A 13182-nucleotide genomic window follows, 5' to 3' on the forward strand; every position below is an offset into this window, starting at 1 on the left:
GGCGTGCGTCACCGCTGTGGGGGGGGGGGGGGGCGCGGCGGGGTGGGGGGGGGGGGGGCGGGGGTGGGGGGGCGGCCCCCCCCCCCCCCCCCCCGCCGCCGGACGGTCTCAGGAGGCCTTCAGCAGCGGCCGGTTGTTGCACGGCCGGCCGTTCGGGCTGCTCGAACTCCCCCCGGGGGCGTGTCTTGTGGATCAGGCCGGGCCCGCGGCGTCTGGGCACGCACCTCGCCGCGTTGTCGTCGGTCGCCGATGCTCCGCATGGACTCCCTCCTCCGCCTTACGATGCACGCACCCAGACGCCGCGCGCTGATCCGACCTGATCCACAAGACACGCCCTAACCGACCACCGTAGTACCAGCGGCCGTCGAGCCCGAGCACCAGCGCGCCGCCACCCGCCGTGAAGTGAACCGGCCGACGCCGGAGGCGAGTTGCCGCTAAGGGGGGCGCGGCTCCGCGCTCCGGCGTCCCATCGCGTTTCCCCTCCTCGTGCGAGGTGCGGGCGCCCTGCCGAGCGGGGGCCCGCACCTTCCGGCACTCAGGAGAGCGGTGGGCCGCGCGGGAATAACGAAAACCTCTTGCGGAATTCGGCCGCTCGCACGCGGCGGGCCGGGTCGCGCGGAGCGGACGACACCGGGGGGAAGGTCGGGGGCGGGCCGAGAGCGGGCCGAGAGCCCCGGGGACAGCCCCGGACGTGACGGTGCCGGGAAGCGCACTCGGGGGGTGTGCGCTCCCCGGCAACGGGGTGGTGGCGGCCACCCGGCCGGAGTCCCGGGGCCTGGGCTCAGACGGCCGTGACGGGAATGCTAGGGCGTGTCACGGGGCCCTGACCAGAGTCCTGAACTGGCCAATTCCCGCCCAGGACATGCCAGCTGGAGCCGATGACTGACGAACCGTCAACAACCGGCCAGGCCGCCGCCCGGCCACCGGAACCGGTCAGGCCGCCGCCCGCACCGGGGCCGCCTGCGCCGCCGCCCGCCCGCCGGCGCAGCCGCCGTGCAGCCGGGCCAGCCCGGCGGCCAGCCCCGCCCGGTCCCCGGCGAGCCACAGGCGCAGCGCGGCGGACAGCGCGGCGCTGGCCGGTCCGCTCGACGGGCCGCCGGTCCGCGCGATCCGCTCGCCCAGCAGCGGCAGCAGGTCCGCGATCGGGGCGGGCAGCCAGAGGGTCAGGGCGCAGGGGGCGGGCCGGGCCAGGACGCGCCGCAGCGGCAGCGCGGAGGCGTCGTCGTGCAGCGCGGGGATGACCTCCAGCAGGCCGTCGACCACCACCTCGGAGACGTCCCCGCCGTGGCCGCGGGCGAGGGCCCGCAGCAGCGCGCGTTCGGCGGCGGTGATCCGGACGGTCAGCATGACCTCGTCGCAGTCCATGGTCCCGGTTCCCCTGTCGTGGAAGTCGTGGCGGTCGTGGCGGTCGTGGCCATCGGGGCCGGTGGGCCCGCCCCGGTGGTTCTCCTGCCCGTCAACGAGGCTCCGCTACCGGCGTTATCAGGCCGTAGTGGCCGTCGTAGCGGCGGTAGAGCACCCGGGCACGGCCGTCGCCGGGGTCGGCGTAGCAGACGAACGGGCCGCCGGTCAGCCAGAGCCGCCGGGCCGCCTCGGTGAGGTCGAGCGGGTCCGCCGGGTCGGCACCCGTGGACCGGCCCACCCCGGGCGCGCCGCTGAGCGGGCAGCGGTGGACCAGCGCGTCCCGGCCGGTCACGGCGTCCGCGAAGAGGTGGAACGGCCGGTCCAGCGCGAGCAGTTCGCGGATGGCCTGCTCGGGGGTGCGGCGGGCGAGGACGACCTCCTTGCGCCGGGCGATCCGCCGTTCGGCGAGCGGGCGGGCGGCGTACTGCGGGCGGTAGGCGCTCTCGTGGGCGGCGGCGAATCCGATGTCGCCCTGCTCGCGCAGCCGGGCGGCCCGGCCGGCGAGGGTGCCCAGGGCGACGTCGACGGCCTCGCGGGCGGTGGCGGCGGCGAGTTGCACCCGGACCGGACCGGCGCCGGCCAGGTCGACGTGGGCCTGCGCGAGGGCGGGCCGGGTGATGGCCCGGTCGCGCACGCGGGTGAGCCGGATGCGCAGCGCGCGGGTTCCGGGGCCGAGCCCGGCCGCCGTGTCCAGTGCCTGCGCCCGGGCGTACTCGGCGTTCTCGCGCGGCAGCTCGCCGCGGATCTCCACCCGGACGTCGAGGGCGGGCCGGTGGCGCAGACTGGTCATCAGGGTCCTCCTTCTCCCGGACCATGCTGGCCCTCGGGCGGCCGGGCGGCGAGGGTCCAAAGACCCTGCGCGAGGGGACCGGCCCGGATCTTTCCGGTGGGGCCTTCGCCGCAGGTCAGCACCGCGTTCCGGGGCGGTCGGAGCCACTGCGGATGATCGACCGTTGGAGTGATCCACCCGCGTTCGGCGCAACGCCCGTCGAACCGGCGCGTTTGCCATGACGTGCGCCCCTCCAGCCGGGGCACGCGCGGATCCGCGCGAGCCGGCCCCCCACCACCCGGCCGGCCCGTCGGGGCCCCCGGTACCGTCCGCACCGGCTCCTCTGATGAGAGGTACTGACATGACCCTGCTGACCGAGACGCGGCAACGGGACCTCCCCCCGAGAACCGCACCGACCGCACCCCGCACCACCCGCTCGACCGTCCCCCCGCTCGCCCCCGGCGCCGTCCCCGGCCTCGGCCACGCGGCCGCCCTGCTGCGCGACCCGCTCGGCTTCCTCGGCTCGCTCTCCCGGCACGGCGGCGTCGTCCGGATCCGGCTCGGGCCGCGCACCGTCTGCGTGGTCACCGACGCCCCGCTCGTCCACACCCTGCTCGTCGCGCTCGCCTACAACTGCCCGCGCGGCGCCGTCCAGGACACCCTCAAGACGGCGTTCGGCGACGGCCTGCTGATGTCCGAGGGCCAGGCCCACCGCGACCGCCGCCGGATCATCCAACCCGCCTTCGGGCCGGACCGGATGGCCGAGTACGTCGCCGTGATGCACCAGGTCACCGAGGAGCGGGCCAGGCGCTGGCACCCCGGTCAAGTCCTCGACGTGGCCAAGGAGATGAACCACCTCGCGCTGGAGATCGTCACCCGCTCGCTGTTCGACGCCCGGCTGAGCGAGGATGCCACCCTGGCCTTCCACCAGGCCCTGCCGGACCTGGTGAAGGGCCAGATCGTCCAGTCCCTCTACCCGCACCCGGCGCTCGCCCGGCTGCCGCTGGCGGTCAACCGGCGCTTCGACGCCGCCGTCCGGGTGCTCAACCAGGTCGTCGACCAGGCCGTCAGGCCGACGGGCACCCGATCCGCCGAGCGGGGCGGCACCCTGCCCGCCCTGCTGCGCGCCGCCACCGACCCGGGCACCGGCCGGCCGCTCACCGAGGCGGACGTCCGGTCCGAGGCGATCACCATGTTCGGCGCCGGCACCGAGACCGTCTCCACCACGCTGACCTGGCTCCTCGACGAACTCCTGCGCCACCCCGAGGTGGAGGCCCGGGTGCTCGCCGAACTCGACGAGCACCTGCCCGCCGGAGCCGCCCCCACCCCCGAGGCGCTGGCCAGGCTCACCTACACCCGCAGCGTCACCCAGGAGGTGGTGCGGCTGCACGCGCCCAACGCCTTCCTGATGCGCACCGCCCAGGTGCCGGTGGACCTCGGCCCGTACCGGATCCCGGCCGGCACCGAACTGCTCTACAGCCTCACCGCACTGCACCGCGACCCGGACCGCTACCCGGACCCGCTGCGCTTCCGCCCGGAGCGCTGGCAGTCCGGCGGGGCCGGGCGGCACTCCTTCCTCCCGTTCGGGGCCGGCAAGCACAAGTGCATCGGGGAAGCCTTCGCCTGGGCCGAGCTGACGGTCGCGGCGGCCGCGATCCTGCGCCGCTGGCGGCCGGTGGCCGTCCCCGGCGCCCGGGCCCGGGAAGTGGTGTGGACGACGGTCCAGGCGCACGGGCTGCGCGTGCGGCTGACCCCGCGCGGCGCCCGGGTGCCCCGCCCGGACAGCCCGCCGGACGACCGGGTTGGAGAGGGCCGGGCGCGGGACGACCGGGCGGGAGAGGACCGAGCGGGAGAGGACCGAGCGGGAGAGGACCGAGCGGGAGAGGACCGGGCGGGAGAGGACCGGGCGGCCGTCGAGGCCCCGCCGGCGGCCCGCTGCCCGGTGAGCATCCCCGCCTCGGCCCCCGCCGCGCCCCAACTCCCGCAACGGTCCGGCGAACTGCGCACCGCCGCGGCCCGGCACGCCGCCTGGGTGGTCGGCCGCAACCTCCTCACCCCGCCCGAGATGACCCGCTACGGGGCCTACGCCCTGCACGAGTTGATCGGCCACGCCTTCCCCCGCGCGCACGGCGCCGACCTCGACCTGCTGGTGGACATGCTGGGCTGGTTCACCATCCTCGACGACCGCTTCGACGGCCCGCCCGGGCGCCGCCCCGTCGAAGCCCGCGACGTCGTCGACCCGCTCATCGACGTCCTGTACCGCACCGGGGCCGATCGGACGGGCGCCTCCGCGCCGGTCGGCGCGGGCCCGGCGCCGCGCTCCGGCGACCACGTGCTCCGCGCCTGGCACGACCTGTGGAGCCGCCAGGCGCAGGGCATGTCCCCCAACTGGCGCGCCCGGGCCGCCCGGGAGTGGCAGGCCTGTCTGGAGACCTTCCCCGCCGAGGCCGAACACCGCGCCCACGGCACCGTCCCCGCCCTCGGCCTGCCCGAGACCATGCGGCTGCGCCGCCACGGCAGCTGTCTCTACCCGTTCATGAACATACTGGAACGGGTCCACGGCGCCGACGCCCCCGCCGCCCTCCACGCGGAGCCCGCACTGCACCGGCTGCGTGCCAACACCGCCGACGCCGCCACGCTGATCAACGACCTGTACTCACTGGAGCGGGAGGAACGCCAGAGCGCGGCCGCCTTCAACACCGTCCTCACCCTGCAACGGATCCGCGGCTGCACCCGCAGCCGGGCCGTCGGCGCCGTCCGCTCCCGGGTCGCCCGGCTGCGGCGGGAGAACGACGCCCTGCGCAGCGACCTGCGCCACCGCCACCCGGCCGGGCGCTGGTACCTGGACGGCACCCGGGAGCTCATCGAGGGCGTCCAGGCCTGGACCAGCACCAGCGACCGCTACCTCGTGACGGACGGTCCTCGGACGTAGGGGCTCTCTTTCGGATCACGCCGGGCGCGCGACGCCGGAGCACGCACCTCGCCGCGTTGTCGTCGGTCGCCGATACTCCGCATGGACTCCCTCCTCCGTCTTGCGATGCACGCACTCCGACGCCGCGCGCTGATCCGACGTGATCCGAAAGAGAGCCCCTAGCGCTGGCCGGCCGGTCTTGGCCGGGCAGGACGCAGGAGGTGCCTACTTGCGGCCGCCGAGCGCGAACAGCAGCAGCACGAAGCCGGCGAACAGGTGCGTGGCGAAGATGTAGATGCCCGCCCGGATGAGCATGGCCTTGCGTCGACGCTTCTCTTCGCGCGTGCCGTCGCTCGTGCTCTCGCTCATGGCGGGGGTTCTCCTCGGGTCGGCCGGCCGGGTCGGGCGCGGGTTCAGCGGGCCCGACGGGCTCGAAGGGTTCAACGGGCTCGAAGGGCTCGAAGGGCTCGACACGCTCGACCGGCCCGAGGGCCTCGGCGGGCTCAACGGTGCGGCTGGCCGCCGGGCTCGCGCAGTTCGGTGAGCAGCGCGCCCTGGTCGGTGATCAGCTCGGTCAGGATCCGGCGCGCGGCCCGCAGCAGCTCGGCCACGTCCGGGGTGCTGAGCGCGTACACCACGGTGTTGCCCTCACGGGTGGCGGCGACCAGTTGGGTACGGCGCAGCACCGCGAGCTGCTGGGAGAGGTTGGAGGGCTCGACCTCGATCTCGGCCAGCAGCTCGCGCACCGGCCGGGGCCCGTCCTGGAGCAGTTCCAGCACCCGGATCCGGACCGGATGGCCGAGGGTGCGGAAGAACTCCGCCTTGGCCTGGTACAGCGGGACGGGCATGGTCCGCGTCCCTCCCTCGGGTACGGCTCGGTGAGCGTGCGGCCGCGTCCTCACCGGCGGCCGGCAAGCATCATCGCCACAGATGAAGATTTCTTCAAGTCGTCACAGTGGGCGCCCGGCCGTCGCCTGGCGGCCACCCGGCCCGCCGGGGCCGCCCCCGAGTGGTCCGCGTCACATCCGGAGGGCGTGCGGGAACGCCGGAAGCCGAGCCCGGGACGCTGCCAACTCTCGGACTCGGCGGTCATGGTGAGGTTCCGTCAGCAGAGTACAGGTACATCCACCTCGACCGGGGCCGGCCCCCGCCAGATCGACTCGACGGCGAAGGTCGCGTGGAGGGTCGAACCGCACGGCACGGTGACGCTGACGCCGTCGACCCGCACGGTGGCGGCCGTGAACACGGCGCGCCCGCTCGCCGAGCCGAGCGACTCGCCGCCGACCACCCCGGCCGACAGTCGGGTGAGCAGTTCCTGCGGCTTCGGCGGCCACGGGGTGTCCGGGGTGGGCGGACCGGCCAGGCCGATCTGCCCGTACAGCACGACGCTGGCGCCGGTGACCTCGGCGCAGACCTTGGTCGACAGCCCGGCCTGCAGGCCGTTGTAGCCGCAGGTCGTCACCGTGGCGGCGGTCTCGGCCGCGCCGCTGGTCGACACGGCGAGCGCCGGCACCGGCGCCGCGAGCAGGGCGACGGCGCCGGCCGCGCCCGAGGCGATCCGGGTGATGCGGTTCATTGCCTCCTCCTTCGGAGGGTACGAGGAACGATCAGAACAGGTGAGGTAGCACATGTGACATTTCACATGCGCCATGAAGAGACTTTGCCATGCGATTCCCATGCCATGACCGCGATTCTGCCTTCGAAGTGCCGAGCAGACCGAAACCAGACCTTTGATGGCGTAATCCCACCCCGGAGGGTCGGGCTCCGCGCACCTGCCACGGCCGGCCTCCCCGGTGCCCGGCGCGGGGCCGGTCGCCCGCCTCGCAGGCGTCGGCCCGGGGACGGCCCGACCGGCGTCCGCGCCCACGGGCGGGCCACCGGTCGGCCGCCGCCGGCTCAGTCCAGGGAGGCCCGCAGGGCGTCGACCCGGGTGACGGCGGCCGCGAAGGCGGCGCGGTCGAGCCGGCCGGAGTCCAGGGCGTCGGCGAGGGCCGTGGTGGCGTCCTCGGCCTGCTGAGGGTCGCGGGCGGAGCAGAGGATCAGGTCCATCCCGGCCTCGGCGGCGGCCACCGCGCGGTCGCCGGGGCCGCCGTACGGGGCGAGGGCCTCGGCCTCCAGGGCGTCGGTGACGGTGACGCCCCGGAAGCCCAGGCGGCCGCGCAGCTCGCCCTCGACCACGGCGGGCGACATCCCCGCCGGGCGGTCCGGGTCGAGCGCCGGGTAGACCGCCCAGGAGGCCATCACCAGCCGGACGCCCGCCGCGATGGCCGCCCGGTAGGGCTCCTCACCGCGGGCGCGCAGCTCGTCCAGCGGCACGGACAGGGTGACGGGGCGGTCATCGGTGTTCTCGCCGTTGACGGCCGAGCCCAGCCCGGGGAAGTGCTTGGCGGTGGCGGCGACGCCCAGGCCCTGCTGGGCGGCGAGGAAGGCGCTGCCCAACTCGCCGACGCCGGCGGGGTCCTGACCGTAGGAGCGCTCATGGCGGTCGATGAAGTTGCCCGGGGTGTCGTAGACGTCCAGCACCGGCGCGAGGTTCACGTTGAGCCCCGCGTCCGCGAGCGTCCCGGCGGCGCCGACCCCGGCGCGGCCCGCCGCGCCGAGCGGGTCGGGCTCCGATCCGGTCCGGCGGGCGGAGAGTTCGGGCTCGCCGGGCAGGCGGCGCACCTTGCCGCCTTCCTGGTCGGTCATCAGCAACAGCCCCTCGGACACCGGCGACTGCGCCGCCGCCTGCCGCAACTGACCGACGGCCTCGGCGAGTTGCGCCGGGCTCGTGACATTCTCGGCGAACAGGATGACCCCGGCCGCCCGCCCCTCCCGAATCGTCTGCAGCACGCCCGGCGGCGGTGTCGGACCGGCGTAGGAGAGTACGATCCGGCGCCCCGCGAGCTGCCGCGCGTCCTGATCGGCCATCTCCGCCACCACCGTCCCCTCACCCGGGGCACTGACCCTCCCGGGTATCGACCCCGGCACGTCCGGTATCGACTCCGGCACGGACGCCGGTGCCGACGCCGACACTGACCCGGCCGGAACCGGCCCGAGCGTGGCCGCCAACACCACCAGCATCGCGCCGAACTGGACGGTGCGCCGAAGCACGGCCATCACGCCTCCCTGAGGTCGGCAGCGGGATACGGCCCGTCAAGGCACCCGAGCCCGTCAAGGCACCCGAGCCCGTCGCCACCATAGCCCGGACCCCGGAGGAGCACACCCGCGCCCGCGCGGACGGGGGACCCGGGCACCGGCCGCCCTCAGACCTCAGACCTCAGCCCTCAGCCCTACCGGCGCAGCAACCGCCCCAGGACGGCGATCCCCTCCGCGATCTCCCCCGGCGCACCCGCCGCGTAGCCGAGCACCAGTCCCGGCGGGTACGGCAGCCGCGCGTGCCAGGACAGCGGCTGCACCTTGACGCCCTCGGCGAGCGCCGCCGTGGCCAGTTCGGTGTCCGTGCAGCGGACCCCGGGCGGCAGGGTGAGCATCAGGTGCAGGCCGGCCGCCGCGCCGTGGACGGTGGCGCCGGGGAGGTGGGCGTGGACGGCGGCGATCATCGCGTCCCGTCGGCGGCGGTGGCGGTGGCGCAACAGCCGCAGGTGGCGGTCGAGTTCGCCGGACTCCATCAGCCGGGCCAGCACCAGCTGCGGCAGCACCGGGTTGCCCAGGTCGGCGAACCGCTTGGCCTCCAGGACGGCCTCGCGCAGCCGCGGCGGCACCAGCAGCCAACCGGTGCGCAGCGCGGGGGCGAGCAGCTTGGAGATGCTGCCCGCGTAGCAGACCTGCTCCGGCAGGGCGGCGCGCAGCGCGGGGACGGGCGGGCGGTCGTAGCGGTGCTCGGCGTCGTAGTCGTCCTCGATGACCAGGCCGCCCTCGCCCGCCCAGCGCAGCAGTTCGCGCCGCCGCTCGCCGCCGAGGACGACCCCGGTCGGGTACTGGTGGGCCGGGGTGAGCAGGACGGCCGGGGCGCCGGTGGCGCGCAGCGCGTCGACCCGGACGCCCTCGGCGTCGACCGGGACGGGCGGGGTCGCGGCGAGCCAGTGGGCGAGGTGCTGGCGGGCGCCGAGCGAGCCCGGGTCCTCGACGGCGACCTCGGTGACGCCCATCCGGCCGAGGGCCCGGCCGAGCAGGGCGAGGGCCTGGGCCGTCCCGGCGACGATCAGCACCTCGTCCGGTTCGGCGCGGATGCCCCGGTTGCGGGCCAGCCAGTGGGCGACGGCCCGGCGCAGTGCGGGGGCGCCGCGGACGTCGCCGTAGCCGAGGTCGGCGGCGGCGAGGCCGTCGAGGACGGCGCGTTCGGCGCGCAGCCAGGCGGTGCGGGGGAAGGCGGCGAGGTCGGGCACGCCGGGCGTGAGGTCGATCCGGGCGGGCGTGCCGCGCAGCAGGTCGAACACCTCGGGGTCGGGGTCGGCGTGGAACAGGACGGGCTCCGGCCGGGCGCGCGGCGGGGCCGGGGGTGTGGCTGACAACGGGGATGCGGCCGACAAGGGGGGCGCGGGCGGCGCCGGAACCGCGACGACGACGGTGCCGCCCCTGCCCCGGCCGGCGATCTGGCCCTCCTCGGCGAGGCGCCGGTAGGCGTCGGTCACCACTCCCCGGGAGACGCCGAGTTCGGCCGCCAGCCCCCGGGTGGCGGGCAGCCTGCTGCCCGTGGGGAGGCGGCCGTCGGCGATGGCCTCGCGCAGTCGGCGGGCGAGCCAGCCGGTCAGGCCGCCGGGCGGGGCGTCGGCGGTGTCGAGCTGGAGGAAGTCGGCGCCCGGGTCCGCCTGTTTGGACCTGTCATCCGGTGCTTCTTTGGACCTGTTCACCGGGCCATTGTGGCGTGAGGGTGGGGCCATGACCACGGAAACGGCACCACTGAACGACCGGCAGGACGCCGAAGGCCCCGATCACCTCACCGGCTACGTCCCGGGTTACGTCCACGGCTACTCGGAGACCGAGGCGCAACGGCTCGGCGACCAGGCGGACACCCTCGCCGAGCTGCTGCACGCGGGCACCGCGTACCCGGCGGGCAGCCGGGTGCTGGAGGCCGGCTGCGGGGTGGGGGCGCAGACCGCGCACCTGCTGGCCGCCAGTCCCGGCGTGCTGCTGACGGCGGTGGACGTCTCTGCGGAGTCGCTGGCGCAGGCCCGGGCCCGGGTGACGGCCGAGGCGCCCACCGCGCGGGTCACCTGGCACCACGGCGACCTGCGCCGACTCCCCTTCCCGGACGGCGCGTTCGACCACGTCTTCGTGTGCTTCGTGCTGGAGCACCTGGCCGATCCGGTGGCCGCGTTGACCGCGCTGCGGCGGGTGCTGCGGCCGGGCGGGACGATCACGGTGATCGAGGGCGACCACGGCTCGGCCTTCTTCCACCCGCAGGGCCCGGCGGCCCGCGACGCGGTCGACCTGCTGGTGCGGCTCCAGGCGGCGGCGGGCGGCGACGCCCTGCTCGGGCGCCGCCTGTACCCGATCCTGTCGGAGGCCGGCTTCCGGGACGTGGCCGTCCGCCCCCGCACCGTCCACGCCGACGGCGCCCGCCCCACCCTGGTCGAGGGCTTCACCCGGCGCACCTTCGTCGCGATGGTCGAGGCCGTCCGCACCGAGGCGCTGGCCGCCGGTCTGACCACCCCCGACGCCTTCGACCGCGGCATCGCCGAACTGCGCCGCACGGCCGAGCCGGGCGGGACGTTCCACTACACCTTCTTCAAGGCGGTGGCGGTCAACCCGTAGGCCGGTCGGGCGGGGAGGTCCGCCCGCCTGCCCGCCCGCTCACTCCGGGCTGTCGCCGAGGGCGGCCAGGAGGGTGCGCATGGCGTCGACGAGCGCGGCGGTCCGGGGGGCGTCGAGGCCGGCGAGGAGGAGCCGCTCGGTGGCGAGGTGGTCGGGGAGGGCGCGGTCGATCAGGGCGTGGCCCTCGGGGGTGAGCCCGACCACGCGGCTGCGGCCGTCCTGGTCACTCTGGGTGCGGGTGACCAGGCCGCGGGCCTCCAAGCGGTCGAGGCGCTGGGTGATGGCGCCGGAGGTGACCATGGCGGACTGCATCAGTCCGGTGGGGGTGAGGCGGTAGGGCGGCCCGCTGCGCTTGAGGGTGGCGAGGACGTCGAAGGAGGCGGCGTCCAGGCCGTGTTCGCCGAAGGTCCGGTTGAGCTCCGCGTCCATCAGGCGGTAGAGGCGCTTGAGCCGGCCGATCACCTCCATCGGGGAGACGTCCAGGTCGGGGCGTTCGGCGGCCCACTGCGCGACTACTCGGTCCACATGATCTGCATCTGCCACAGGTTCAGGGTAGGGGATTCCGCCGGGATTCCTTAGCGATGAGGTAACTGTGAGCCACGTCACCCCGTCAAAGCGGTGAGAGATGCCTTAGCGCTGAGATACATTTGCTTAGTGCTAAGAAATCGCCTCGGAATCGTGCTGGTGACGGCGATAGCCCCCGCCGTCTGGGGGTCGACGTACATCGTCACCACCGAACTGCTCCCGCCCCACCGTCCACTCCTCGCGGCCGTCCTCCGGGCCCTGCCCGCAGGGCTGCTGCTGATCGCCGTCACCCGCCGGCTGCCGAAGGGCAGCTGGTGGTGGCGCGCACTGGTCCTCGGCGCACTGAACATCGGCGCCTTCCTCGCCCTCCTCTTCATCGCCGCCTACCGCCTCCCCGGCGGGGTCGCCGCCACCGTCGGCGCCGTCCAGCCGCTGATCACCGCCGGACTCTCGGCCGCACTGCTCGGCGACCGGCTCACACCGCGCACGGTGATCTGCGGCATCGCGGGGATCGCAGGCGTCAGCCTGCTGGTCCTGCGGGCCAACGCCCAGCTGGACGCCGTCGGCGTGGCCGCCGCGCTCGCCGGCGCGGTCGTCATGGCCACCGGCGTCGTCCTCTCCAAGCGCTGGGTCTCCCCCGCCCCGCTGCTCGCCACCACCGGCTGGCAGCTCACCGCCGGCGGACTGCTACTGGTACCGGTCGCGCTGTTCGTCGAGGGCGCCCCGCCGTCCCACCTCACCGGCGGCAACCTGCTCGGCTACGGCTACCTCAGTCTGATCGGCGCGGCGCTCACGTACGCGCTCTGGTTCCGCGGGATCCGGGCACTGCCGCCGACCTCGGTCTCCTTCCTCTCGCTGCTCAGCCCGGTGGTCGCCACCGCGATCGGCTGGCTGGCCCTCGGGCAGGACCTCAGCCCGCTCCAGGCGCTCGGCGCACTGATCGTCCTCGGCTCGCTGATCGCGGCCCAGACCCGGCGCCGCCCCGGCACCGCCGCGGCCTCCGCGCCCGCCGCACCCAGCGCCCCGGCCGCCGCGCCGCCCGTCCGCGAGAACGCCTAACCCCGCCCCGCTCCCGCCGAACTCCCCTCCGCACTCCCCGATCCCCGCCCAGCAGCCGCTGGCACCCACCGCACAGGAGAACCTCCATGCACATCACCGTGTTCGGCGCCACCGGCAACGTCGGCAGCCGGGTGGTGACCGAGGCGCTCGCCCGCCACCACCGGATCACCGCCGTCCTGCGCGACCCCGCCAAACCGCACGGCCTGCCGGCCGCCGTCGCCCTCGGTGTCGGCGACGCCCGCAACCCCGAGGACGTCGCCCGCCTCGCCGCCGGGCAGGACCTGGTGATCACCGCCACCCGCCCGGCGCCCGGCAGCGAGCACGAGCTGTCCGCCGCCACCCGGGGCCTGCTGGCCGGTCTCGCCGGAACGGGCGTGCGCCTGATGGCCGTCGGCGGCGCGGGCAGCCTCACCCTCCCCGGCCGCGGCGGGACGACCCTCGCCGACGACCCCGGCTTCCCCGCCGAGCTCCGGCCGATCGCCCGGGCCTGCCGCGAGCAGCTCGACCTCTACCGCGCCGCCGACCCGGACGTCGACTGGACCTACCTGAGCCCCGCCGCCCTGCTCGAACCCGGCGAGCGCACCAGCCGCTTCCGGCTCGGACGGGACGAACTGCTGGTGGACGCCGAGGGCGCCTCGGTGATCTCCATGGAGGACCTCGCCGTCGCCCTGCTCGACGAGGCCGAGCAGCCCGCGCACCGCCGCACCCGCTTCACCGCCGCCTACTGACCCAGGGCGTGTTTCATCATTCCCGCCGGGCGCGCGACGCGAATTATGAAACACGCCCTGGGGCGATCCTCCGTGTCCGGGGTGTACCC

The 13182-nt window shown here is 75.5% G+C and carries 12 protein-coding genes; 4 read left to right on the top strand and 8 right to left on the bottom strand.

What is annotated here, in order from left to right:
- Positions 1–933: 933 nt before the first annotated feature.
- Together ACFV61_RS29830 and ACFV61_RS29835 are read right to left on the bottom strand one after the other, a co-directional pair.
- On the bottom strand, positions 934–1365 hold the full coding sequence (locus ACFV61_RS29830) for a hypothetical protein (RefSeq protein ID WP_380494974.1): 432 nt from the start codon (positions 1363–1365) through the stop codon (positions 934–936).
- Between the two features lie 91 nt (positions 1366–1456).
- Positions 1457–2194: a sigma 54 modulation/S30EA ribosomal C-terminal domain-containing protein gene (locus ACFV61_RS29835; protein WP_380494976.1), complete on the bottom strand. Its 738-nt coding sequence runs from the start codon at positions 2192–2194 to the stop codon at positions 1457–1459.
- A 340-nt stretch (positions 2195–2534) separates the two neighbouring features.
- Here ACFV61_RS29835 and ACFV61_RS29840 point away from each other — a divergent pair, with 340 nt between their 5' ends.
- Complete coding sequence (locus ACFV61_RS29840) at positions 2535–5105, top strand: cytochrome P450 (RefSeq protein WP_380494978.1); 2571 nt, start codon at positions 2535–2537, stop codon at positions 5103–5105.
- 204 nt (positions 5106–5309) lie between these two features.
- Here the strand turns inward: ACFV61_RS29840 and ACFV61_RS29845 are convergent, their stop codons facing one another.
- From ACFV61_RS29845 to ACFV61_RS29865, 5 genes are all read right to left on the bottom strand, one after another.
- Positions 5310–5453 (bottom strand): DUF6126 family protein, encoded by a 144-nt coding sequence (locus tag ACFV61_RS29845; protein ID WP_159398578.1) that lies wholly within the window; start codon positions 5451–5453, stop codon positions 5310–5312.
- 134 nt (positions 5454–5587) lie between these two features.
- Positions 5588–5932, bottom strand: a complete 345-nt coding sequence (locus ACFV61_RS29850; protein ID WP_380494979.1) for an ArsR/SmtB family transcription factor — start codon at positions 5930–5932, stop codon at positions 5588–5590.
- Positions 5933–6189: 257 nt separating this feature from the next.
- Complete coding sequence (locus tag ACFV61_RS29855) at positions 6190–6660, bottom strand: hypothetical protein (RefSeq protein WP_380346043.1); 471 nt, start codon at positions 6658–6660, stop codon at positions 6190–6192.
- A gap of 320 nt (positions 6661–6980) precedes the next feature.
- The gene (locus ACFV61_RS29860; RefSeq protein ID WP_380428751.1) at positions 6981–8183 is read right to left on the bottom strand and encodes a glycoside hydrolase family 3 N-terminal domain-containing protein; all 1203 of its coding nucleotides are present in this window, start codon (positions 8181–8183) and stop codon (positions 6981–6983) included.
- Positions 8184–8356: 173 nt separating this feature from the next.
- Positions 8357–9907 (bottom strand): PLP-dependent aminotransferase family protein, encoded by a 1551-nt coding sequence (locus ACFV61_RS29865; protein WP_380494981.1) that lies wholly within the window; start codon positions 9905–9907, stop codon positions 8357–8359.
- Between ACFV61_RS29865 and ACFV61_RS29870 the strand changes: the two genes are divergently transcribed.
- Positions 9906–10781 (top strand): L-histidine N(alpha)-methyltransferase, encoded by an 876-nt coding sequence (locus ACFV61_RS29870; protein ID WP_380494984.1) that lies wholly within the window; start codon positions 9906–9908, stop codon positions 10779–10781. The two genes, ACFV61_RS29865 and ACFV61_RS29870, sit on opposite strands and share 2 nt — an antisense overlap.
- Before the next feature lie 39 nt (positions 10782–10820).
- Here the strand turns inward: ACFV61_RS29870 and ACFV61_RS29875 are convergent, their stop codons facing one another.
- On the bottom strand, positions 10821–11324 hold the full coding sequence (locus tag ACFV61_RS29875; protein WP_063350635.1) for a MarR family winged helix-turn-helix transcriptional regulator: 504 nt from the start codon (positions 11322–11324) through the stop codon (positions 10821–10823).
- A gap of 111 nt (positions 11325–11435) precedes the next feature.
- Here ACFV61_RS29875 and ACFV61_RS29880 point away from each other — a divergent pair, with 111 nt between their 5' ends.
- Both ACFV61_RS29880 and ACFV61_RS29885 read left to right on the top strand, forming a co-directional pair.
- Positions 11436–12365: an EamA family transporter gene (locus ACFV61_RS29880; RefSeq protein WP_380494986.1), complete on the top strand. Its 930-nt coding sequence runs from the start codon at positions 11436–11438 to the stop codon at positions 12363–12365.
- Positions 12366–12451: 86 nt separating this feature from the next.
- On the top strand, positions 12452–13093 hold the full coding sequence (locus ACFV61_RS29885; protein WP_380494988.1) for an NAD(P)-dependent oxidoreductase: 642 nt from the start codon (positions 12452–12454) through the stop codon (positions 13091–13093).
- Positions 13094–13182: the final 89 nt, after the last annotated feature.

The organism is Kitasatospora sp. NPDC059817, from assembly GCF_042731835.1.
Classification (GTDB): Bacteria; Actinomycetota; Actinomycetes; order Streptomycetales; family Streptomycetaceae; genus Kitasatospora.

Excerpts from the sequence above, each read along its gene's own strand:
- ACFV61_RS29830 (WP_380494974.1), bottom strand. The coding sequence starts at position 1,365 with ATGGACTGCGACGAGGTCATGCTGACCGTCCGGATCACCGCCGCCGAA.
- ACFV61_RS29835 (WP_380494976.1), bottom strand. The coding sequence starts at position 2,194 with ATGACCAGTCTGCGCCACCGGCCCGCCCTCGACGTCCGGGTGGAGATC.
- ACFV61_RS29840 (WP_380494978.1), top strand. The coding sequence starts at position 2,535 with ATGACCCTGCTGACCGAGACGCGGCAACGGGACCTCCCCCCGAGAACC.
- ACFV61_RS29845 (WP_159398578.1), bottom strand. The coding sequence starts at position 5,453 with ATGAGCGAGAGCACGAGCGACGGCACGCGCGAAGAGAAGCGTCGACGC.
- ACFV61_RS29850 (WP_380494979.1), bottom strand. The coding sequence starts at position 5,932 with ATGCCCGTCCCGCTGTACCAGGCCAAGGCGGAGTTCTTCCGCACCCTC.
- ACFV61_RS29855 (WP_380346043.1), bottom strand. The coding sequence starts at position 6,660 with ATGAACCGCATCACCCGGATCGCCTCGGGCGCGGCCGGCGCCGTCGCC.
- ACFV61_RS29860 (WP_380428751.1), bottom strand. The coding sequence starts at position 8,183 with ATGGCCGTGCTTCGGCGCACCGTCCAGTTCGGCGCGATGCTGGTGGTG.
- ACFV61_RS29870 (WP_380494984.1), top strand. The coding sequence starts at position 9,906 with ATGACCACGGAAACGGCACCACTGAACGACCGGCAGGACGCCGAAGGC.
- ACFV61_RS29865 (WP_380494981.1), bottom strand. The coding sequence starts at position 9,907 with ATGGCCCCACCCTCACGCCACAATGGCCCGGTGAACAGGTCCAAAGAA.
- ACFV61_RS29885 (WP_380494988.1), top strand. The coding sequence starts at position 12,452 with ATGCACATCACCGTGTTCGGCGCCACCGGCAACGTCGGCAGCCGGGTG.